General features: G+C 62.6%; 17 protein-coding genes and 2 pseudogenes. 13 read left to right on the forward strand and 6 right to left on the reverse strand.

Annotated elements, in window-relative coordinates:
* Positions 1–12: 12 nt before the first annotated feature.
* Positions 13–1,599: an ABC transporter substrate-binding protein gene (locus tag M1B35_RS28345; protein WP_268263697.1), complete on the reverse strand. Its 1,587-nt coding sequence runs from the start codon at positions 1,597–1,599 to the stop codon at positions 13–15.
* A 524-nt stretch (positions 1,600–2,123) separates the two neighbouring features.
* Here M1B35_RS28345 and rpmB point away from each other — a divergent pair.
* Together rpmB and rpmG are read left to right on the forward strand one after the other, a co-directional pair.
* A complete protein-coding gene (gene rpmB, locus M1B35_RS28350) occupies positions 2,124–2,357 on the forward strand; it encodes a 50S ribosomal protein L28 (RefSeq protein WP_007894701.1) in 234 nt (77 codons plus the stop codon).
* Positions 2,358–2,368: 11 nt separating this feature from the next.
* Entirely contained in the window at positions 2,369–2,524 is a 156-nt protein-coding gene (rpmG, locus tag M1B35_RS28355) for a 50S ribosomal protein L33 (RefSeq protein ID WP_003177274.1), read from the forward strand.
* A 58-nt stretch (positions 2,525–2,582) separates the two neighbouring features.
* Here the strand turns inward: rpmG and M1B35_RS28360 are convergent, their stop codons facing one another.
* The gene (locus M1B35_RS28360; RefSeq protein WP_123327826.1) at positions 2,583–2,945 is read right to left on the reverse strand and encodes a cupin domain-containing protein; all 363 of its coding nucleotides are present in this window, start codon (positions 2,943–2,945) and stop codon (positions 2,583–2,585) included.
* Positions 2,946–3,181: 236 nt separating this feature from the next.
* Here M1B35_RS28360 and M1B35_RS28365 point away from each other — a divergent pair, with 236 nt between their 5' ends.
* The 3 genes from M1B35_RS28365 (at position 3,182) to M1B35_RS28375 (ending at position 6,410) form a co-directional block, all read left to right on the forward strand.
* Positions 3,182–4,675: an aldehyde dehydrogenase gene (locus M1B35_RS28365; RefSeq protein WP_123327825.1), complete on the forward strand. Its 1,494-nt coding sequence runs from the start codon at positions 3,182–3,184 to the stop codon at positions 4,673–4,675.
* 133 nt (positions 4,676–4,808) lie between these two features.
* Positions 4,809–5,957 (forward strand): MFS transporter, encoded by a 1,149-nt coding sequence (locus M1B35_RS28370; RefSeq protein WP_123327824.1) that lies wholly within the window; start codon positions 4,809–4,811, stop codon positions 5,955–5,957.
* Positions 5,958–6,029: 72 nt separating this feature from the next.
* Positions 6,030–6,410: a hypothetical protein gene (locus M1B35_RS28375; protein WP_148053447.1), complete on the forward strand. Its 381-nt coding sequence runs from the start codon at positions 6,030–6,032 to the stop codon at positions 6,408–6,410.
* 12 nt (positions 6,411–6,422) lie between these two features.
* Here the strand turns inward: M1B35_RS28375 and M1B35_RS28380 are convergent.
* A pseudogene (locus M1B35_RS28380) lies at positions 6,423–7,987 on the reverse strand (phospholipase D-like domain-containing protein).
* Positions 7,988–8,056: 69 nt separating this feature from the next.
* On the reverse strand, positions 8,057–9,490 hold the full coding sequence (locus M1B35_RS28385; RefSeq protein ID WP_123327821.1) for an aminotransferase-like domain-containing protein: 1,434 nt from the start codon (positions 9,488–9,490) through the stop codon (positions 8,057–8,059).
* A 184-nt stretch (positions 9,491–9,674) separates the two neighbouring features.
* On the opposite strand from M1B35_RS28385, the gene M1B35_RS28390 reads away from it, so the two are divergent.
* Positions 9,675–9,920 carry a DUF1127 domain-containing protein gene (locus M1B35_RS28390; RefSeq protein WP_268263698.1) on the forward strand — a complete coding sequence of 82 codons (246 nt, stop codon included), beginning with the start codon at positions 9,675–9,677 and terminating at the stop codon, positions 9,918–9,920.
* Positions 9,921–9,932: 12 nt separating this feature from the next.
* On the opposite strand, the gene M1B35_RS28395 is transcribed toward M1B35_RS28390, so the two are convergent.
* Positions 9,933–11,246, reverse strand: coding sequence for an NAD(P)/FAD-dependent oxidoreductase (locus tag M1B35_RS28395; RefSeq protein ID WP_268263699.1), 1,314 nt, complete (start codon positions 11,244–11,246; stop codon positions 9,933–9,935).
* Positions 11,247–11,397: 151 nt separating this feature from the next.
* Between M1B35_RS28395 and M1B35_RS28400 the strand changes: the two genes are divergently transcribed.
* On the forward strand, positions 11,398–11,751 hold the full coding sequence (locus M1B35_RS28400; protein WP_268263700.1) for a YkgJ family cysteine cluster protein: 354 nt from the start codon (positions 11,398–11,400) through the stop codon (positions 11,749–11,751).
* Between the two features lie 25 nt (positions 11,752–11,776).
* On the opposite strand, the gene M1B35_RS28405 is transcribed toward M1B35_RS28400, so the two are convergent.
* Positions 11,777–12,265, reverse strand: coding sequence for an Lrp/AsnC ligand binding domain-containing protein (locus M1B35_RS28405; RefSeq protein WP_011064210.1), 489 nt, complete (start codon positions 12,263–12,265; stop codon positions 11,777–11,779).
* A gap of 156 nt (positions 12,266–12,421) precedes the next feature.
* On the opposite strand from M1B35_RS28405, the gene dadA reads away from it, so the two are divergent.
* The 6 genes and pseudogenes from dadA (at position 12,422) to M1B35_RS28435 (ending at position 18,552) form a co-directional block, all read left to right on the forward strand.
* On the forward strand, positions 12,422–13,723 hold the full coding sequence (dadA, locus tag M1B35_RS28410; RefSeq protein ID WP_123328120.1) for a D-amino acid dehydrogenase: 1,302 nt from the start codon (positions 12,422–12,424) through the stop codon (positions 13,721–13,723).
* On the forward strand, positions 13,695–14,048 hold the full coding sequence (locus M1B35_RS28415) for a RidA family protein (protein WP_123327817.1): 354 nt from the start codon (positions 13,695–13,697) through the stop codon (positions 14,046–14,048). Before dadA ends, M1B35_RS28415 begins: the two co-directional genes overlap by 29 nt.
* An 86-nt stretch (positions 14,049–14,134) precedes the next feature.
* Positions 14,135–15,207: pseudogene (alr, locus tag M1B35_RS28420) on the forward strand (alanine racemase).
* Between the two features lie 129 nt (positions 15,208–15,336).
* Positions 15,337–15,885: a cupin domain-containing protein gene (locus M1B35_RS28425; RefSeq protein WP_123327815.1), complete on the forward strand. Its 549-nt coding sequence runs from the start codon at positions 15,337–15,339 to the stop codon at positions 15,883–15,885.
* Between the two features lie 182 nt (positions 15,886–16,067).
* Positions 16,068–16,481 carry a c-type cytochrome gene (locus M1B35_RS28430; protein WP_268263702.1) on the forward strand — a complete coding sequence of 138 codons (414 nt, stop codon included), beginning with the start codon at positions 16,068–16,070 and terminating at the stop codon, positions 16,479–16,481.
* Between the two features lie 136 nt (positions 16,482–16,617).
* Positions 16,618–18,552: an acetyl-CoA hydrolase/transferase C-terminal domain-containing protein gene (locus M1B35_RS28435; RefSeq protein WP_268263701.1), complete on the forward strand. Its 1,935-nt coding sequence runs from the start codon at positions 16,618–16,620 to the stop codon at positions 18,550–18,552.
* The last annotated feature ends 300 nt before the right edge of the window (positions 18,553–18,852 follow it).

Genomic DNA, 18,852 nt, shown 5'->3' on the forward strand with positions numbered 1-18,852 from the left:
CTGCAGGAGAGGTCAGGGTTTGACGCTGACTTTAGAGAAGTCCTGGCGGCCGAATGGGCTGACCTGGTAGTCCTGGACTTCCTTGCGGGTCAGGACGGAGGCCGTAGGGTGGGCCAGGGGGAGCCACAGCGCCTGTTGCTGGATTTGAGCTTGGGCCTGTTGGTACAGCTTGCTGCGCACGCCTTGCTCGCTGGTGGTCTTGCCGGCGCTGATCAGCTTGTCCAGGCCTGGGTCGCAATAGCGGGCGAAGTTGGTTCCGGACTTCACGGCGGCGCAGGTGAATTGCGGTGTCAGGAAGTTATCCGGGTCGCCGTTATCACCGGCCCAGCCCATGAACAGCAGGTCATGTTCGCCAGCCTTGGCCCGGCGAATCAGCTCGCCCCATTCGATCACGCGGATTTCCGCCTGGATCCCGACCTTGGCCAGGTCGGCCTGCAACAGCTGCGCGCCCAGGCTTGGGTTGGGGTTCAACAGGCTGCCGGTAGGGCGGGTCCAGATGGTGGTCTGGAAGCCGTTCTTCAGGCCGGCCTTGGCCAGCAGTTGGCGGGCCTTTTCCGGGTCGTGGTTGTAGCCGGGCAGTTCCTTGGCGTAACTCCAGGTGTTAGGCGGGAAAGGGCCATTGGCTGCTTCGGCAGTGCCTTCGAACACGGCCTTGAGGTAGCTGGCCTTGTCGAATGCCAAGTTGATCGCCTGGCGGACTTCAGGCTTGTCCAGCGGTGGGTGCTGGCTGTTGATGCCGACGAAGGCGGTCATGAAGGCCGCAGTCTTTTCCACTTCCAGTGTGGGGTCCTGGCTGGCGGCCTGCACATCCAGTGGTTTGGGCGACAGGGCGATCTGGCACTCGTTGCGTCGCAGTTTCTGCAGGCGCACGTTGGCGTCCGGGGTGATGGCGAAGATCAACGGGTCGACTTTCGGCTTGCCGGCGAAGTACTCGCTGTTGGCCTTGTAGCGAATCACTGCGTCCTTCTGGAAACGGTTGAAGATGAAAGGGCCGCTGCCGATCGGCTGGCTGTTGAGCTTTTCCGGGGTGCCGGCCTTGAGCAGTTGGTCGGCGTACTCGGCGGAATAGATGGAGGCGAAACCCATCGTCAGGGTGGCGAGGAACGTCGAGTCGGCATGATCCAGGGTGAAACGCACCGTCAGCGGGTCGAGGGCATCGATTTTCTTGATCAGGGCCGGCAGTTGCAGGGACTGGGCGTGTGGGAAACCGCTCTGGGCGATCTTGTGCCACGGGTGTGCCGGGTCGAGCATGCGCTCAAAGCTGAACTTGACGTCCTCGGCGCTCAGCTCGCGGCTGGGGGTGAAGTAGTCGGTGCGGTGGAATTTGACCTTGGGGTGCAGCTTGAACACATAAGTCAGGCCATCGCTGGAGACTTCCCAGCTGTCAGCCAGGCTCGGCACCACTTTGCCGCTGCTGGCATCGAAATCCACCAGGCGGTTCATCAGCACGTCGGCGGAGGCATTGGTGGTGGTCAGCGAGTTGTACTGCACCACATCGAAACCTTCCGGGCTCGCTTCGGTACAGACGCTCAGCGCGGCAGCCTGGGCCAGGGGGCTTAAAAGGGGGGCGAGCAATAGGGGTAGGGCGGCAAGACGCATGGTCGGGTTCCTTGAACAGATCGAAAGCCCATCTGCGAGTGCAGTCTGGAAAAAGCCTTACCCTAGAGATCTCGCTGGAAAATGACTATCTCCTTTTACGTTCAGTGGCTGCTGCGGGGCGCAATTGAGAGCGGTCGAAGGCGTTTTTCAGTGTCTGGATAACCCGCAGAAAGCTGTTGGCGGCCTCTTGTGCGTGGGTGAGCGACGTATGCAAGGAAGGTGTTTTGGCTAAATAAGGCCTTAGGTTTTTTATTCTGCGACGAGCGGTCGAAATCTGCTGTAGCCTTTGCCGCAGGCGTTCGTAGCAAGAAAGTCAGCGTTTTTCGCATTCCAGATCACAGTTGCTGTTGTTGCTATTGGGTCTTTCTGGTATAAAGCAGCGCTCTTTTCTAGGGGCCCGGTTCCTTCACTGTAGGTGTAGCCGGTAAGACCTCTAAAGAAACGCGGCGCCTGGCGCCAAATGACTGAGAGATTAAGCGGCCAACCCATGCCGGGTTGGGCATGTGGTTTTAGAGGGCTGAGGCATGTCGAGAGTATGTCAAGTTACCGGTAAGGGTCCGGTGACTGGGAATAACATTTCCCACGCAAACAACAAAACCCGTCGTCGTTTCCTGCCGAACCTGCAGCATCACCGCTTCTGGGTTGAAGAAGAGAAACGTTTCGTGCGTCTGCGCGTATCTGCCAAAGGCATGCGTATCATCGACAAGCGTGGCATCACTGTCGTGCTGGCCGAAATTCGCAAAGCTGGCAAGATCTAAGGGAGCTAATCATGCGTGAATTGATTCGTTTGATTTCGAGCGCCGGTACTGGTCACTTCTACACTACCGACAAGAACAAGCGCACTACCCCGGACAAAATCGAGATCAAGAAATATGATCCGGTTGTTCGCAAGCACGTGATCTACAAAGAAGGCAAAATCAAGTAATTGATTTTTCTTCTGACAAAAAAACCCGCCTTCAAGCGGGTTTTTTTGTGCCTGTGATTCAGGCTTTCTGTTCGAACGCCACGTAGATCTTGCGGCACGGCTCCAGCACTTCCCAGGTGCCCTGGAAGCCAGCGGGAATCACGAAACGGTCGCCGGCGCGCAAAGTCTTGGCGTTGCCGTCCTTGTCGCGCAGCACTGAAACACCCTGCACGATCTCGCAGTATTCATGCTCGGTGAAGTTCACCGTCCACTGGCCCACCGCACCTTCCCAGACGCCGGCGTTCATCTGCCCGCAGGGGCTGGCGTAGTGATTGAAGACCGCTTGCTCCGGGTCGCCCTTGAGGACTTTTTCCGCCGCGGGGCGGTAGCGTTCGCCCTCGGTATTGGCTTGGCCGAAGTCGATGACCTTATGGATGCTCATTCTTGTATTCCCCCGTGATTGCGACGCGAGTGGGTATGAAGTCCAAAGTCTATGTTTATTAAAATGAACATAGCAATGGCGTTTGGCCGGTCCGTGTCAAATATATTGAAACCACAGGGGCGGCTGGTTTAGGGTGGCGGGTGCCTTTGGTCTTAAGCAAGCTGGCCGGGCAGAATTCTTGAGGGTGCCGGCATCGTTCGCGCGGCACTCCTGATCAATAAGAGGAGGACACTCGTATGACCACCCTGACTCGTGCCGATTGGGAACAACGTGCCCGCGACCTGAAGATCGAAGGCCGCGCCTACATCAATGGCGAATACACCGCCGCCGTTTCCAATGAAACCTTTGAATGCATCAGCCCGGTCGATGGCCGTCTACTGGCAACCATCGCCAGTTGTGACGCTGCCGATGCCCAGCGCGCCGTGGACAACGCCCGCGCTACGTTCAACGCCGGTACCTGGTCTCGCCTGGCCCCGGCCAAGCGCAAATCCACCATGATCCGTTTCGCCGGCCTGCTGAAAAAGCACGCCGAAGAGCTGGCCCTGCTTGAAACCCTGGACATGGGCAAGCCCATCAGCGACTCGCTGCACATCGACGTTCCCGGGGCTGCGCAAGCCCTGAGCTGGAGCGGCGAGGCCATCGACAAGATCTACGATGAAGTGGCGGCCACTCCCCACGATCAACTGGGCCTGGTCACCCGCGAGCCAGTGGGCGTCGTCGCGGCCATCGTGCCGTGGAACTTCCCGCTGATGATGGCTTGCTGGAAACTCGGCCCGGCCCTGTCCACCGGTAACTCGGTGATCCTCAAACCTTCGGAAAAATCGCCGCTGACGGCCATTCGCATCGCTGCCCTGGCAGTCGAAGCGGGCATCCCGGCGGGGGTGTTCAACGTCCTGCCGGGTTACGGCCACACGGTGGGCAAGGCCCTGGCCCTGCACATGGATGTGGACACCCTGGTGTTCACCGGTTCGACCAAGATCGCCAAGCAGTTGCTGGTGTACTCCGGTGAGTCGAACATGAAGCGCGTCTGGCTCGAAGCCGGTGGCAAGAGTCCGAACATCGTGTTCGCTGATGCCCCAGACCTGCAAGCGGCTGCCGAATCCGCCGCCGGCGCCATCGCCTTCAACCAGGGCGAAGTCTGCACCGCCGGTTCGCGCCTGCTGGTGGAGCGTTCCATCAAGGATCAGTTCCTGCCCCTGGTGATCGAGGCCCTCAAGGGCTGGAAACCGGGCAACCCCCTGGACCCGGCAACCAATGTCGGTGCCCTGGTGGACACCCAGCAGATGAACACCGTGCTGTCCTACATCGAGTCCGGCCACGCCGATGGCGCCAAGCTGGTGATCGGTGGCAAGCGCACCCTGGAGGAAACCGGCGGTACGTACGTCGAGCCGACGATTTTCGACGGCGTGACCAACGCCATGAAAATCGCCCAAGAAGAGATCTTTGGGCCGGTGCTGTCGGTACTGACCTTCGACACCGCCGAAGAGGCCATCCAGATCGCCAACGACACGCCTTACGGCCTGGCGGCGGCAGTGTGGACGTCGAACATCTCCAAGGCCCACCAGACAGCCCGCGCCCTGCGTGCCGGCAGCGTCTGGGTCAACCAGTATGACGGTGGCGACATGACGGCTCCGTTCGGCGGCTTCAAGCAGTCGGGCAACGGTCGGGACAAATCCCTGCACGCCTTCGACAAATACACCGAGTTGAAAGCGACCTGGATCAAACTGTAAGCCGCGAGGCTTCGGTGGGTCGGCGCCCTTAGCGGCGTCGGCTTTCGACCCTTATCGCAGCCGGACTCCCCTCAGGGAAGTCCGGCTGTGTCGTCTGTGTCTGATGAAAACAATGATCCACAGGAGCGTGGAAATGCGTTGGGCGACTTATTTCGCCGTTCTGTCGGCGGTCCTGAGCGTCGGCCTGGCCCTGGGCGTGAGCATGCCGTTGGTGTCGTTTCGCCTGGAAAGCTGGGGCTACGGCCCTTTTGCCATTGGCGTCATGGCCTCGATGCCGGCCTTTGGCGTGTTGCTCGGGGCGAAGATCTCCAGCCGTCTGGCGGCGCGTTTCGGTACGGCTGGGCTGATGCGTTTGTGCCTGTGGGGCGGAGCCCTGTCCATCGGCCTGCTGGCGCTGTTGCCCAGTTATCCGCTGTGGTTGCTGCTGCGCCTGATGATCGGCGTGGTGCTGACCATCGTCTTTATCCTCGGCGAAAGCTGGATCAACCAATTGGTGGTGGAGCATTGGCGTGGTCGCCTGGTGGCCCTGTACGGCAGTTGCTACGCCCTGAGCCAGTTGGCCGGGCCGCTGCTGCTGGGGGCGCTGGGCACCGGGCATGACTACGGGTTCTGGGTCGGCGTGGTGTTGCTGGTGGTCTCGCCCCTGCTGCTGATGGGCCGCAGCGGCGCGCCCACCACCGAAGCCTGCAGCGTGACCATGATCGACTTGTGGCGCTTCTGCCGCGGCTTGCCGGCCATCGGTTGGGCGGTTGCCTTGTTTGCTGCGTTCGAAGCCATGATCCTTACCCTGCTGCCGGTGTATTGCCTGCGCCAGGGCTTCACAGAAGACATCGCCCTGGCCATGGTCAGCACCGTGGTGGTGGGCGATGCCGTGCTGCAATTACCGATTGGCGCCCTGGCCGATCGCTGGTCGCGGCGCACCCTGTTCAGTGGCTGTGCGGTGGTGCTGCTGTTGTCCAGTCTGGCCATTCCGCTGCTGCTCCACAGCCCGTTGATCTGGCCGCTGTGGGTGCTGTTCGGTGCCAGTGCCGGCGGCTTGTTCACCCTGTCGCTGATCCTCATCGGCGAGCGCTACCGTGACGACGCTTTGGTGCGGGCCAACGCCCATGTGGCGCAGCTCTGGGGCATCGGCTGCCTGATCGGGCCGCTGGTGGCCGGGGCGGGCAGCCAGTGGGTCAGCGGCCACGCCTTGCTGTTCTTGATGGCGGCGGGTGCCTTGGGGTTGATAGTGTTGCTGTCGCGCCAAGGCGCGTTCGGTGTTACCCAGCCGCAATCCTCGTAGGGGCCGGGCTATTTCGTGTGTATTCAGGGACGTCAGATGAAGCTCAAATCAACCAGGATGAAAGGTGCCCGCGTGGGTGCTGCGCTTATGTGCCTAGTGGCAACCCTCAGCCATGGCGCGCCCAAGGATCCCCCGGTCGAGCGGGTCAAGCAGTTGGCGCTGAAGGAATGCCTGGACGGCAACTATGAGCGCATGAACTTCTACAAGGCCTTCGACCTGCACGATGCGTCCTACTTCGTCGATCGGGTGCAACTGGACCGCGATGGCACGGACCGGCGCACCCGGGCGCTGAGCCATTTCGTCAAGCGCCACACCGAAACCTTCCATGTCGGCGGGCCCCCGATGAAGAACGAGGCGGGTTACCCGATCAACTCGATCTTCGAGCGGTGCATGGGCTTCTACCACTCGGCCGCCCTGGATCAGTTCATCAGGAGCCAATTGCTCAAGCCCTGACGCAATTGTGTTTCAGAGCATGCGTTCCAGGCCGACCCGGGTGCTCAGCCAGGCGTTGATGCGGCGCCACCAACTGCCGGGCTCGCGGCTCAGGGTGTGCAGTTGCTGGTTGTCTTCGGTGACCCAGACCACTTGGCCATCCTGCAATTTGGCCTCGTAGCTCAAGGCCGGCGCCATGCCTTGCAGGGCCAGCGCGCGCAGGTGTTCGGCCAGTTCCGGGCTGTCCACCAGCACCCCGACTTCGGTGTTCCACAGCACCGAGCGTGGGTCGAAGTTGAAGGAGCCGACAAAGGACTTTTGCCGATCGAAAATCATCGCCTTGCTGTGCAGGCTGGAGTCGGAGCCGCCCACCGAGCCGCTGCGGAACAAGTGCGGGCCGCTGCCACCACCGCCGCTGTCGCCCGGCTGGCGACGCAGTTCGAAGAGCTTTACTCCGTGCTCCAGCAGGGCCTTGCGATAAGGTGCATAGCCGCCGTGGACCACCGGCACGTCCGTGGCCTCCAGGGAGTTGGTCAGCAGGCTGACAGAAACCCCGGCATCAGCACGCCCGGTCAGGTACACCAACCCCGGCTGGCCGGGTACGAAGTAGGCCGAGATCATGATCAGCTCCTGGCTGACCCCCTGCAGTTCAGGGCCTAGCTGGGTGGTCAGTAGCAGGTGCGGGTCGGGTTCGCCCTTGGACAGTACCTTGGTCGGAGCGTCCCACAGGGCCTGGTTCCAGGCCCAGATCAGCTCCTTGCGCCAGATGTCCATGCGCGGCTGGGTCTGGTAGGTCATCAGCCGTTGGTACAGGGCATGGTTCTGCCGGCGGTTGTCTTCCAGGGAGTCTTCCAGGCGTTGCCGGGTATTGCGCAGGTCCTTGGCTGACGGCGCTCGCGACATGAACTCACCGATGGGTTTGCTCAGGGCGCTGTTCCAGTACTGGTCGAAGCTTTGTCCCAGCTGCTCCGCCACGGGCCCGACGCTGAGCATGTCGATATCGGTGAAGTTGAGGTTGGGCTCGGCGTCGAAGTAGGCATCCCCCAGGTTGCGTCCGCCGACGATGGCCACGCTGTTGTCTGCCAGCCACAGTTTGTTGTGCATGCGCCGGTGTTGCTGCGAGAGGTTGAGCAGGCGCCCCAGTGAGCGGGTCACGCCGGTGCTGCGGCCCAGGTGCAGAGGGTTGAACAGGCGAATCTGCACCTGTGGGTGGGCGGCCAGGGTGGCGATGATCTGGTCCAGGCCGTCGCTGGTGGTGTCATCCAGCAGGATGCGGATGCGCACGCCGCGGTCGGCGGCCTTGAGCAGTTCATCCACCAGCATGCGGGTGCTGACGCCGTCGTGGACGATGTAGTACTGCAGGTCGAGGCTGCTCTGGGCGTTGCGGATCAGTTCGGCCCGGGCATGAAGGCTTCGGTGCTGTTGGACAGCAGGCGAAAGCCCGAGCGCCCCTGGTGCGGGGCGGCCTGGGCACGGATCGATTGGGCAAAGCGCGAGTCCGTTGCCGGCAGGGCCTGGCTGGGTTCCCGGGGCGCGTCCCGGCTGGCGCAACCGCTCAGCAGCGCGCCCGCCAGCAGCGCCACGGTGCACGCCTGCATGAGTTTCAACTCAGGTCGTCTCGAAGCGTGGCAAGGGTTGGCATAGGGGCGCAGGTTCCCGGGAGAGGGTCAGTCGTTATTGGCCTGGGTTTCGGCCAGGAGCTTGATGGCGGCGGCGCCGACCTTGCGAACCGCTTCTTCGACCTCTGCGGTTGGCTTGGCAGCGTAGTTCATCCGCAGGCAATTGCGGTACTTGCCGGAGGCCGAAAAGATGCTGCCTACGGCGATCTGCACCCCCTGGTCCAGCAGGGCACGGTTGAGCTTCAGAGTGTCGAAGCCCTCCGGTAGTTCGACCCACAGCATGAAACTGCCCTGGGGCCGGCTGGCACGGGTTCCGGCCGGGAAGTAGCGGCTGACCCAGTCAAGCATCAGGTCGCGATTGCGCTGGTATTGAGTGCGCATCTTGCGCAAGTGCGGTTCGAAGTAGCCGTCCTTAAGGAATTCGGCAATGGCGATCTGTGGCTGCGTCGCCGTGGACCCGGTGCTGATGTATTTCATGTGCAGCACCCGTTCCAGATAGCGCCCCGGCGCCACCCAGCCAATGCGCAGGCCGGGGGCCAGGGTTTTCGAGAACGAGCTGCACAGCAGCACCCGGCCGTCTTCATCGAAGGACTTGATGGTGCGTGGGCGCGGATAGGTGTAGGCCAGTTCGCCATACACATCGTCCTCGATGATCGCCACGTCGAAGCGCTGGGCCAGGGTCAGCAGGGCGCGTTTACGCGACTCCGGCATGATGTAGCCCAGGGGGTTGTTGCAGTTGGGGGTCAACTGTATGGCCTTGATCGGCCATTGCTCCAGGGCCAGTTCCAGGGCTTCCAGGCTGATGCCGGTCAGGGGGTCGGTGGGAATCTCCAAGGCTTTCATGCCCAGGCCCTTGAGGGTTTGCATGGCCCCGTGAAAGCTCGGCGAGTCCACCGCGACAATGTCGCCCGGGTTGCAGGTGGCGCGGATGCTGGTGGACAGCGCTTCGTGGCAGCCGGTGGTGATCACCAGGTCGTTGGCCCCTAATTGGCAGCCGGAATCCAGCAGCAGGCGGGCCAGTTGTTCCCGTAGTTCGAGCACGCCGTAGATGTTGTCGTAATACAGCCCGGGCATGTCCTGGCGCCGGCTGATCCGTGCCAGCCCGCGCAGCAGCGGTTGCATGGTCGGCGTGGTGACGTCCGGCATGCCTCGCCCCAGCTGCACCACATCCTTGCGTGGCACCGCGCGAATCAGTTCGAGGACTTGGTCCCATTGGGAAATTTCCACCGGACGCTGGGCCGGCCGACCCACCGCCGGCAGGGCCGGCAACTCGCGACTGGCGGGCACGAAATAGCCGGATTTCGGTTTGGGCGTGGCCAGGCCGTTATCTTCCAGCAGCCTGTATGCCTGCTGCACGGTGCTCAGGCTGACACCGTGCTCGACGCTCAAGGCACGTACCGAGGGCAGCCGATCGCCGGGGCGATAGAAGCCCTGCTCGATGCGGGTACCCAGGAGTTCGGCGAGGTTGACGTAAAGGGTCATGCTGAGCACTCGATGGAAGAGGGGCGGGGAGGACCGGTACAGATGGGAGGAAAATACAGGATTCAGCCGGGTTTGTGGAAAATCTGTATGGGAATAATACAACCGCTTTGAGTCTGTAATGGTTTTGCCCACCCGCCCATGATGTCTGCTCATTGCAACCCAAGTGAACAGGAGCAAGACAGAAATGAACGGCTTGAGCGATGTGCGTCTGTCGTTACACAGTCAGGATCTGGTCGAGGGGCAGGAGCGGGCGATGGCCGCGCGCCTGTCCGGCTGTGCGCCGATCGGCCTGGGGCGTTGGGCTCTGTACTGGCATCGACTGCACAGCCGCAAAGCCCTGCTGGAGCTGACCCCCGAGCAACTGCGGGACATCGGCCTGAGCCGGGAGCAGGCGCGTCGGGAAGGGCTCAAGCCGTTCTGGCGTCTCTAAAGGGGCGCCGGCTCAGGCCAGTTCCTTGAGTCGGTGCCAGAGCATCCCCAGCGCCAGCAGCGGCGAGCGCAGGTGCTTGCCCCCGGGGAAGGTGATGTGAGGCACCTGGGCGAACAGATCGAAACCACGACTTTGCCGGCCGCTGATAGCCTCGGCCAACAGCTTGCCGGCCAGGTGCGTGGCGTTCAGCCCGTGACCCGAATAGGCCTGGGCGTAATACACATTCGGCTGGCCCTTGAGTCGGCCGATCTGCGGCAGACGGTTGGCGCCGATGCCGATCATCCCGCCCCACTGATAGTCGATCTTCACCCCGGCCAACTGCGGAAACACCTGGAGCATCTTCGGTTGCATGTAGGCGGCGATGTCCTTGGGGTCGCGCCCGGAATAATGGCAGGCGCCGCCGAACAGCAAGCGCCGGTCCGCCGAAAGCCGGTAGTAATCCAGGGCCACCCGTTGGTCGCAGACCGCCATGTTCTGCGGCAACAGCGCGTGGGCCTGGGCCTCGCTCAAGGGCTCGGTGGCGATGATGTAGCTGCCGGCGGGCAGTACCTTGCCGCCCAACTCCGGGTTGAGGTCATTGAGGTAGGCGTTGCAGCCCAGCACCAGGTGCTCGGCGCGAACCGTGCCCTGGGCGGTGTGGACCTTGATTTCAGGGCCGTAGTCGATGCGCGTGACCGCCGATTGCTCGAACAGGCCAACCCCCAGTTGTTGCGCGGCGCGGGCTTCACCCAGGGCCAGGTTCAGCGGGTGCAGATGGCCCGAGCCCATGTCCACCAGGCCGCCAACGTAGCGCTTGGAGCCCACCACCTGATGCATGTCCTGCGCTTGCAGCAGCCTGAGTTCATGCCGATAACCGAGGCTGCGCAGCTCTTCAGCGTCCTCGGCGAAACCCTCCAGCTCCCTGGATTTGTTGGCCAGGTCGCAATAGCCCCAGGTCAGGTCGCAGGGGATCTGGAAGCGTTCGACCCGTTGCCGGACGATCTCCACGGCTTCCAGGCCCATCAGCTTCAGCTCACGCACCCCGTCGCTGCCCAGCAGCGAGGTGAACTGTTCCAGGCCGTGCCCGACACCACGAATCAACTGGCCGCCGTTGCGCCCGCTGGCGCCCCAGCCGATCTTGCGGGCCTCCAGCAGGATCACGCTGAGCCCGCGCTCGGCCAGCTCGATCGCCGTGTTCAAGCCCGAAAAACCGCCGCCGACCACGCACACATCCGCCCGTAGTTCGCCGCTGAGCACCGGGTAATCGGGCTGGGCCAGGCTGCTGGCGGCGTAGTACGAAGCAGTGTGCCCCTGGAGCGGCTGCGGTGGTTGGGTACGGGCGGTCATGGGCGCGGATCCTGAGTCGTGTTTGGAAAAATGCACGGAGCATAAGCCGGGGTTTTCCGCCTCGGCAACCGACGGTGGTCAGCTGTCGCTGTCTGCACCGGGGCTTTTAGGGCAAAATCCCGGGTCATTGAATATCCCGGTATACGCTGCCATGAGCTGCAACAGCCAGAAAGTCCGTCTGCTGCGACAGCAGATTCCCTCCTTCGAATGCGTCCCCGGTTGCCACGACTGCTGCGGGCCGGTGACCACCTCTCCCGAGGAAATGTCCCGCCTGCCGCGCAAGACCGCCGCCGAGCAGGACGCCGCCATGGACGAGCTGAACTGTGTGCACCTGGGGCCCAACGGCTGCACCGTGTATGACGAGCGGCCGCTGATCTGCCGGCTGTTCGGCACCACCCCCACCTTGCCGTGCCCCAATGGTCGGCGCCCGGTGGAGATGATTCATCCGCGGGTGGAAAAACAGATTCACCAGTACATGGCGAGCACGCGGCAAGTGCTGGTCTGACATTGGCGGGGCACTGCGATCGGGATCAATCCGGAATCGGCAGGCTCAGGCTCTCCTTCACTTCTTCCATCACGATGTAGCTCTTGGATTCGCGCACATGGGGCAGCTTGAGCAGGATGTCCCCCAGCAGCTTGCGGTACGAGGCCATCTCGGAAATCCGCGCCTTGACCAGGTAATCGAAATCTCCGGACACCAAGTGGCACTCCAGCACATGGGGCAGCTTGAGCACGGCCCGGCGAAATTCCTCGAAGGTGTCCCCGGACTTGTAGTCCAGGCTGATTTCGACGAACACCAGCAGGCTGCCCTTGAGGTGCTGCGGGTTGAGCCTGGCGTTGTAGCCCATGATGATGCCTTCGCGCTCCAGGCGCCGGACGCGCTCGGTGCATGGCGTGGTCGACAGCCCCACCCGTTCCCCCAGTTCGGTGAAGGAGATACGCCCGTCGGCTTGCAGTATTCGCAGGATATTGCGGTCTATCTTGTCCAGAGCACGACGGGTCTGATGGTTGGTTCGCATAGTGGATGCCCCTCCGTGAAAAGCGTTATTGCCGAGAATTCTCGCCAAAGATAGGCACTTATACAGTGAAATTCACTGGCTAATGTTTTTTACACTGCGCCCAACTTCGCTCTGAATTACAAACGTCAGCGGCTCGCCGCGATGAGGGATATGAAAATGCGCGTTCTGGTCTTGGGCAGCGGCGTTATCGGTACCACCAGTGCCTACTATCTGGCCCGTGCCGGTTTTGAAGTGACGGTGGTGGACCGCCAGCCGGCCGCCGCCATGGAAACCAGCTTCGCCAATGCCGGCCAGGTCTCGCCGGGCTATGCCTCGCCCTGGGCCGCACCGGGCGTGCCGCTCAAGGCCATCAAGTGGCTGCTGCAGCGCCACGCGCCCCTGGCGATCAAGGCCACGGCCAACATCGACCAGTACCTGTGGATGGCGCAGATGCTGCGCAACTGCACTGCCAGCCGCTACGCGGTGAACAAGGAGCGCATGGTGCGTCTGTCCGAGTACAGCCGCGACTGCCTCGACGAACTGCGGGCCGAAACCGGCATTGCCTATGAGGGCCGCAGCCTGGGCACCACCCAACTGTTCCGCACCCAGGCGCAACTCGACGGCGCGGCGAAGGACATCGCCGTGCTCAAGGAGTCGGGTGTGCCGTTCGAGTTACTGGACCGCGCCGGTATCGCCCGGGTGGAACCGGCCCTGGCCAACGTCACCGACATCCTCGCCGGTGCCCTGCGCCTGCCCAACGACCAGACCGGCGACTGCCAGATGTTCACCACACGCCTGGCGGACATGGCCAGCAAGCTGGGGGTTGAGTTCCGTTTCGGCCAGGACATCCAGCGCCTCGACTTCGCCGGTGACCGCATCAATGGCGTGTGGATCGACGGCAAGCTGGAAACCGCCGACCGCTACGTACTGGCCCTGGGCAGCTACTCGCCGCAACTGCTCAAGCCGCTGGGCATCCGCGCCCCGGTGTATCCGCTCAAGGGTTACTCCCTGACTGTGCCGATCACCGACCCGGCGATGGCCCCGACCTCGACCATTCTCGATGAGACCTACAAGGTCGCCATCACCCGTTTCGACAACCGCATCCGTGTTGGCGGCATGGCCGAAATCGCCGGTTTCGACCTGTCGTTGAACCCGCGCCGGCGGGAAACCCTGGAGATGATCGTCAACGATCTCTATCCTCGCGGCGGTGATCTTGCGCAGGCCAGTTTCTGGACCGGGCTGCGGCCGACCACGCCGGACGGCACCCCGATTGTCGGAGCCACGCCGTTGCGCAACCTCTTCTTGAACACAGGCCACGGCACCCTTGGCTGGACCATGGCATGCGGCTCCGGTCGCTTGCTGGCTGATTTGATGGCCAAGAAAAAGCCGCAGATCAGTGCCGAAGGCCTGGATATTTCTCGTTACGGTAACCCTCAGGAGTCAGCTAAACATGTCAATCCAGCGCCAGCTCACCAATGAGCGCATGAGCCAGATTGTTGTTCACAGCGGTACCGTGTACCTGGCCGGACAAGTCGGTGACGACCTGCAGGCCGGGGTCGAGCAGCAGACCCGGGAAACCCTCGCCAATATCGAGCGTTTGCTGGACCTGGCCGGCACCGACAAGAGCAAGCTGCTGTCGGCGACGATCTACCTGAAAGACATCGATGCGCACTTCGAAGGCATGAACAGTGTCTGGGACCAGTGGTTGCCAAAAGGCGTGGCTCCGGCCCGGGCTGCCGTCGAAGCCAAGCTCTGCGAGCCGGAAATCCTCGTTGAAATCTCGATAGTGGCTGCCCTGCCTTAACTGTCCCTCTCCCGGTGCTGGCGACGGTTGATGCCATCGTCCAGTGCCGGTTTTTCTTCCCCACGACCGCCTAGAAGTCTGCCGCCATGCGTCCTGCTCGTGCCCTGATCGACCTTCAAGCCCTGCGTCACAACTACCAACTGGCCCGTGAACTCTCGGGCGCGCGCGCCCTTGCGGTGATCAAGGCGACGCCTATGGCCATGGCGCGGTACGCTGCGCCCAGGCCCTGGAAGCCGAGGCCGACGGGTTTGCCGTGGCCTGCATCGAAGAAGCGCTGGAGCTGCGGGCGGCTGGGATCAAGGCGCCGGTGCTGTTGCTGGAAGGGTTTTTCGAGGCCGATGAACTGGCGCTGATCGTCGAGCATGATTTCTGGTTCGTGGTGCATTCGCTGTGGCAGCTGGAAGCCATCGAGCAGGCCCGCGTGGCCAAGCCGCTGACGGTCTGGCTCAAGCTCGACTCGGGCATGCACCGTGTTGGTCTGCACCCCAAGGATTACGCGGCGGCTTACCAGCGCCTGCAGGCCAGCGGCAAAGTGGCGAAGATCGTGCTCATGAGTCACTTCGCCCGGGCCGACGAACTGGAATGCCCGCGCAGTGCCGAGCAGGTGGCGGTGTTCGAAGCCGCGCGCCAGGGGCTGGGTGCCGAGGTCAGCCTGCGCAACTCGCCGGCCGTGCTGGGTTGGCCCACTGTGCCGAGCGACTGGGTGCGCCCCGGGATCATGCTCTACGGCGCCACGCCGTTCGAGGAAGCCAATGCCCAGGCCGCGCGCCTGCAGCCGGTCATGACCCTGGAATCCAAAGTCATCTGCGTGCGTGAACTGCCGGCTGGCGAGCCGGTGGGTTACGGCGCCCGGTTCGTCACCCAGCGGCCCAGCCGCATCGGCGTGGTTGCCCTGGGTTATGCCGATGGCTATCCACGGCACGCACCCACCGGCACACCGGTGCTGGTGGCCGGGCAGCGCAGCCAGTTGCTGGGACGGGTGTCGATGGACATGCTGTGTGTCGACCTCACCGATGTGCCCCAGGCGGGACTCGGTTCGACCGTGGAGTTGTGGGGCAAGAACATCCTGGCCAGCGACGTGGCGCAGGCCGCGCAAAGCATCCCTTATCAAATCTTCTGCAACCTGCGCCGGGTGCCGCTGATCTACTCCGGGAGCTGATGCGCCGGGGGTTTTACCGAAAGTCGCCTTGCGCAGTGGGATTGGGCCCCAAGTGTTGTAAATACTGAACGCTGTCGCCATGATGACGCTCAATTACAACAACGCCTGATCCCCTAGGAGACTGCCGCATTGGACGTCGGTGAACGACTGCAATCCATCCGTAAACTGAAAGGTCTCTCCCAGCGTGAGCTCGCTAAACGTGCGGGCGTCACCAACAGCACCATTTCAATGATCGAGAAAAACAGTGTCAGCCCTTCGATCAGTTCGTTGAGAAAGGTTCTTGGCGGCATTCCCATGTCCATGGTCGAGTTCTTTTCCGAGGAAATCCTCCAGGAAAAGCCGACCCAGATCGTCTACAAAGCCAACGAGCTGATCGACATCTCCGACGGCGCCGTGACCATGAAACTGGTCGGCCGCGCCCACCCGAGCCGGGCCATCGCGTTCCTCAATGAGGTCTACCCGCCAGGCGCCGACACCGGCGAAGAGATGCTTACCCATGAGGGTGAGGAAACCGGCATCCTCGTCGAGGGCCGCCTGGAACTGGTGGTCGGGCTGGAAACATTTATCCTCGAAGCCGGCGATAGCTACTACTTTGAAAGTACGAAGCCGCACCGTTTTCGTAATCCTTTCGATGCTCCGGCGCGACTAATCAGCGCAGCTACACCGGCGAATTTCTAATAGAAGAGGCGTTCTGCACGGTTTGCAGCAGCGCCCGGATCGCCACCTCGCTCGCTTGAAGACCCCTTCGACTATAGGGTTGTTTCAGTGTGGCGGGCTAACCGTTATACTTGCGCCCGCCTGCGAAACCGTGGCCGCGGGCGTGACTAGCCACCATTGAGGGTGTACGCGTGAACCTAATTATGAAAATGCTGGCCGCACCAGCAACCGTATTGGCCCTATGGGCAGTCAGCGCTCAAGCTGCGACCAATGACGACATTGCCAAGCGCCTTGAACCGGTCGGCCAAGTCTGTGTCCAGGGGCAGGAATGCAAGGGCATGGAAGTGGCCGCCAGCGTTGGTGGCGGTGGTGCCAAGACCCCGGACGAGGTCATTGCCAAGCACTGTAATGCCTGCCACAGCACCGGCCTGTTGGGCGCGCCGAAAATCGGCGACACCGCAGCCTGGAAAGAGCGCGCCGATCACCAGGGCGGCCTCGACGGCATCCTGGCCAAGGCCATCACCGGCATCAACGCCATGCCGCCGAAAGGCACCTGCGCCGATTGCTCAGACGATGAGCTCAAAGGCGCCATCCAGAAAATGTCCGGCCTGAAATAAGCCGCCATTTCTCGTGAAAAAGCCGCTTGCGAGCGGCTTTTTTGTGCCTGGGATTTGGCCTCCCGGCTGTTCAATGCAGCAAAGTCCCGGCAAGCTCGGTCCAACCTCAATTCATGGAAGGTCCCAGGAGGGTCAGATGCTGCAGTCCTGTTCTATCGAGCATGCGGTTGATGAAGCGCTGGCGCGGCTGCCGGCGCACATTCACTTGGGCATGCCCCTGGGATTGGGCAAACCCAATGGTTTTGCCAATGCCTTGTATCAACGCATTGCCCAGTTGCCCGAGCGCCAGCTGACCATCTACACCGCGCTGTGCCTGGGACGCCCGCCCTTGGGCGACGGCTTGCAGCGACGCTTCCTTGAGCCCTTTATCGAGCGGGTGTTCGGTGACTACCCCGAGCTGGATTTCCTCGCCGACCTGCGCCGCGACAGCCTCCCCGCGAACATCCATGTCCAGCAGTTCTTCATGCAGCCCGGCAGCTTGTTGCACAGCCGCTCGGCGCAGGAGGACTACGTCAGCAGCAACTACAGCCACGCTGCCCGGGACATCAATGCGGCGGGCCTGAACCTGGTGGCCCAGTTACTTGCCCGCGACCCCCAGGATCCGCAGCGCCTAAGCCTGAGCTGCAACCCGGACATCACCCTCGACCTGCTGCCGATGATCGCCAAGCGCCGGGCCGCCGGTGAAACCATCCTGCTCCTGGGCCAGGTCCACCCAGGGCTGCCCTACATGCCGGGCGATGCCGAAATCGACGCCGAGGCGTTCGACCTGCTGCTGGACGAGGACGAGCAGCGCACGTTGTTTTCCACGCCCAACATGCCGGTGGGGCTGCAGGATCATTGCATCGGCCTGCATGCCAGCACCCTGGTCCGCGATGGCGGGACCTTGCAGATTGGCATCGGCTCCATGGGCGACGGGCTGACCGCAGCATTGCTGGCGCGACAGGCCGACAACCCGGGGTATCAGGCGCTGCTGGCGGACCTGGGTAGCCCGTATTGGACGCCGCTGATCGAGGCGCAAGGCGGCGTCGAACCCTTTGCCCAAGGCTTGTATGGCTGCAGTGAAATGTTCGTCAACGGCCTGCTGGTACTGGCCGACGCGGGTATTGTGCGGCGCAAGGTCTACCCGACGCTGGAGCTGCAACAACAGGCCAACGCCGGGACCCTGGACGAGTCCCAGGCCCAGGGCGGCGTTTCGGTGCACGGCGGTTTTTTCCTCGGCCCGCGCAGTTTCTATCAGCGTTTGCGCGAGCTGTCCCAGGAGCAGTTGGCGCATTTCAATATGACCGCCATCAGTTACATCAACGAGCTGTACGGCGAGGAAGCGCTCAAGCGTGCGCAACGCCGTGATGCGCGTTTTATCAACAGTGCATTCACCATGACTTTGATGGGCGCCGGTGTGGCCGACCAGTTGGAAGATGGCCGGGTGCTCAGCGGCGTGGGCGGGCAATACAACTTCGTTGCCCAGGCCCATGCGCTGGAAGGCGGGCGCTCCATATTGATCCTGCGCAGCTGGCGCGAAGCGGGCGGCGAGGTGAACTCCAACATCGTCTGGGAATACGGCCACTGCACCATCCCTCGGCACCTGCGGGACATTGTGGTCACCGAGTACGGCATCGCCGACCTGCGTGGCAAAACCGACGCTGCGGTGATCGAGGCCTTGCTCAATATCAGCGATTCACGCTTCCAGCCCGGCTTGATCGAACAGGCGCAGAAGGCCGGCAAGCTGGCGAAGGATTTCCGCCTGGATCCGCGTTTTGCCGATAACAGCCCGCAGCGTCTGCTGGCCATCCAGGCGCGCCATCCTCAGTTGTTTCCGGAGTATCCGCTGGGCAGTGATTTCAGCGCTGAAGAGCGGGACCTGTTGCGGGCTCTGAACTGGCTGAAGAGCAAGTTCAAGCTCAGCGAGATTCTGGAGCTGGGCAAGGCCGCCCTCGACGCCCCGGAGCCTCAGGCGTTTCCCGAGCATTTGCAGCGGATGCAGTTGGCCAACCCGGAAGGCTTGAAAGAGGATCTGTACCAGCGCCTGCTGCTCGCCGGGTTACAAGCGACCACCGCCGCAAGCCCGGGGTGAGCCCGCCGCTCCGTCTGAAACCGCCATCGCCGGCAAGCCGGCTCCTACAGGTGTGGGGCGTACGGGTTTTTTGTAGGCGCTGGCTTGCCAGCGATAAGGCCCGCAAGCCTGCCGCCCCATCCGAAACCGCCATCGCCGGCCAGCCGGCTCCTACAAGTGTGAGTCGTACGGGGTTTTTGTAGGAGCTGGCTTGCCAGCGATAAGGCCCGCAAGCCTGCCGCCCCATCCGAAACCGCCATCGCCGGCAAGCCGGGCTCCTACGAGGGATGTGGGGGCGCGCGGGGACGATCAGCGTGGCGG

This window comes from Pseudomonas morbosilactucae (assembly GCF_023241665.1).
GTDB classification, from domain to species: Bacteria; Pseudomonadota; Gammaproteobacteria; order Pseudomonadales; family Pseudomonadaceae; genus Aquipseudomonas; species Aquipseudomonas morbosilactucae.

Bases quoted from the DNA above. Each gene is read 5' to 3' on its own strand.
- M1B35_RS28345 (WP_268263697.1), bottom strand. From the start codon at position 1,599: ATGCGTCTTGCCGCCCTACCCCTATTGCTCGCCCCCCTTTTAAGCCCC.
- M1B35_RS28430 (WP_268263702.1), top strand. From the start codon at position 16,068: ATGAAAATGCTGGCCGCACCAGCAACCGTATTGGCCCTATGGGCAGTC.
- M1B35_RS28435 (WP_268263701.1), top strand. From the start codon at position 16,618: ATGCTGCAGTCCTGTTCTATCGAGCATGCGGTTGATGAAGCGCTGGCG.
- rpmB (WP_007894701.1), top strand. From the start codon at position 2,124: ATGTCGAGAGTATGTCAAGTTACCGGTAAGGGTCCGGTGACTGGGAAT.
- M1B35_RS28370 (WP_123327824.1), top strand. From the start codon at position 4,809: ATGCGTTGGGCGACTTATTTCGCCGTTCTGTCGGCGGTCCTGAGCGTC.
- M1B35_RS28395 (WP_268263699.1), bottom strand. From the start codon at position 11,246: ATGACCGCCCGTACCCAACCACCGCAGCCGCTCCAGGGGCACACTGCT.
- rpmG (WP_003177274.1), top strand. From the start codon at position 2,369: ATGCGTGAATTGATTCGTTTGATTTCGAGCGCCGGTACTGGTCACTTC.
- M1B35_RS28390 (WP_268263698.1), top strand. From the start codon at position 9,675: ATGAACGGCTTGAGCGATGTGCGTCTGTCGTTACACAGTCAGGATCTG.
- dadA (WP_123328120.1), top strand. From the start codon at position 12,422: ATGCGCGTTCTGGTCTTGGGCAGCGGCGTTATCGGTACCACCAGTGCC.
- M1B35_RS28365 (WP_123327825.1), top strand. From the start codon at position 3,182: ATGACCACCCTGACTCGTGCCGATTGGGAACAACGTGCCCGCGACCTG.
- M1B35_RS28385 (WP_123327821.1), bottom strand. From the start codon at position 9,490: ATGACCCTTTACGTCAACCTCGCCGAACTCCTGGGTACCCGCATCGAG.
- M1B35_RS28405 (WP_011064210.1), bottom strand. From the start codon at position 12,265: ATGCGAACCAACCATCAGACCCGTCGTGCTCTGGACAAGATAGACCGC.
- M1B35_RS28400 (WP_268263700.1), top strand. From the start codon at position 11,398: ATGAGCTGCAACAGCCAGAAAGTCCGTCTGCTGCGACAGCAGATTCCC.
- M1B35_RS28360 (WP_123327826.1), bottom strand. From the start codon at position 2,945: ATGAGCATCCATAAGGTCATCGACTTCGGCCAAGCCAATACCGAGGGC.
- M1B35_RS28415 (WP_123327817.1), top strand. From the start codon at position 13,695: ATGTCAATCCAGCGCCAGCTCACCAATGAGCGCATGAGCCAGATTGTT.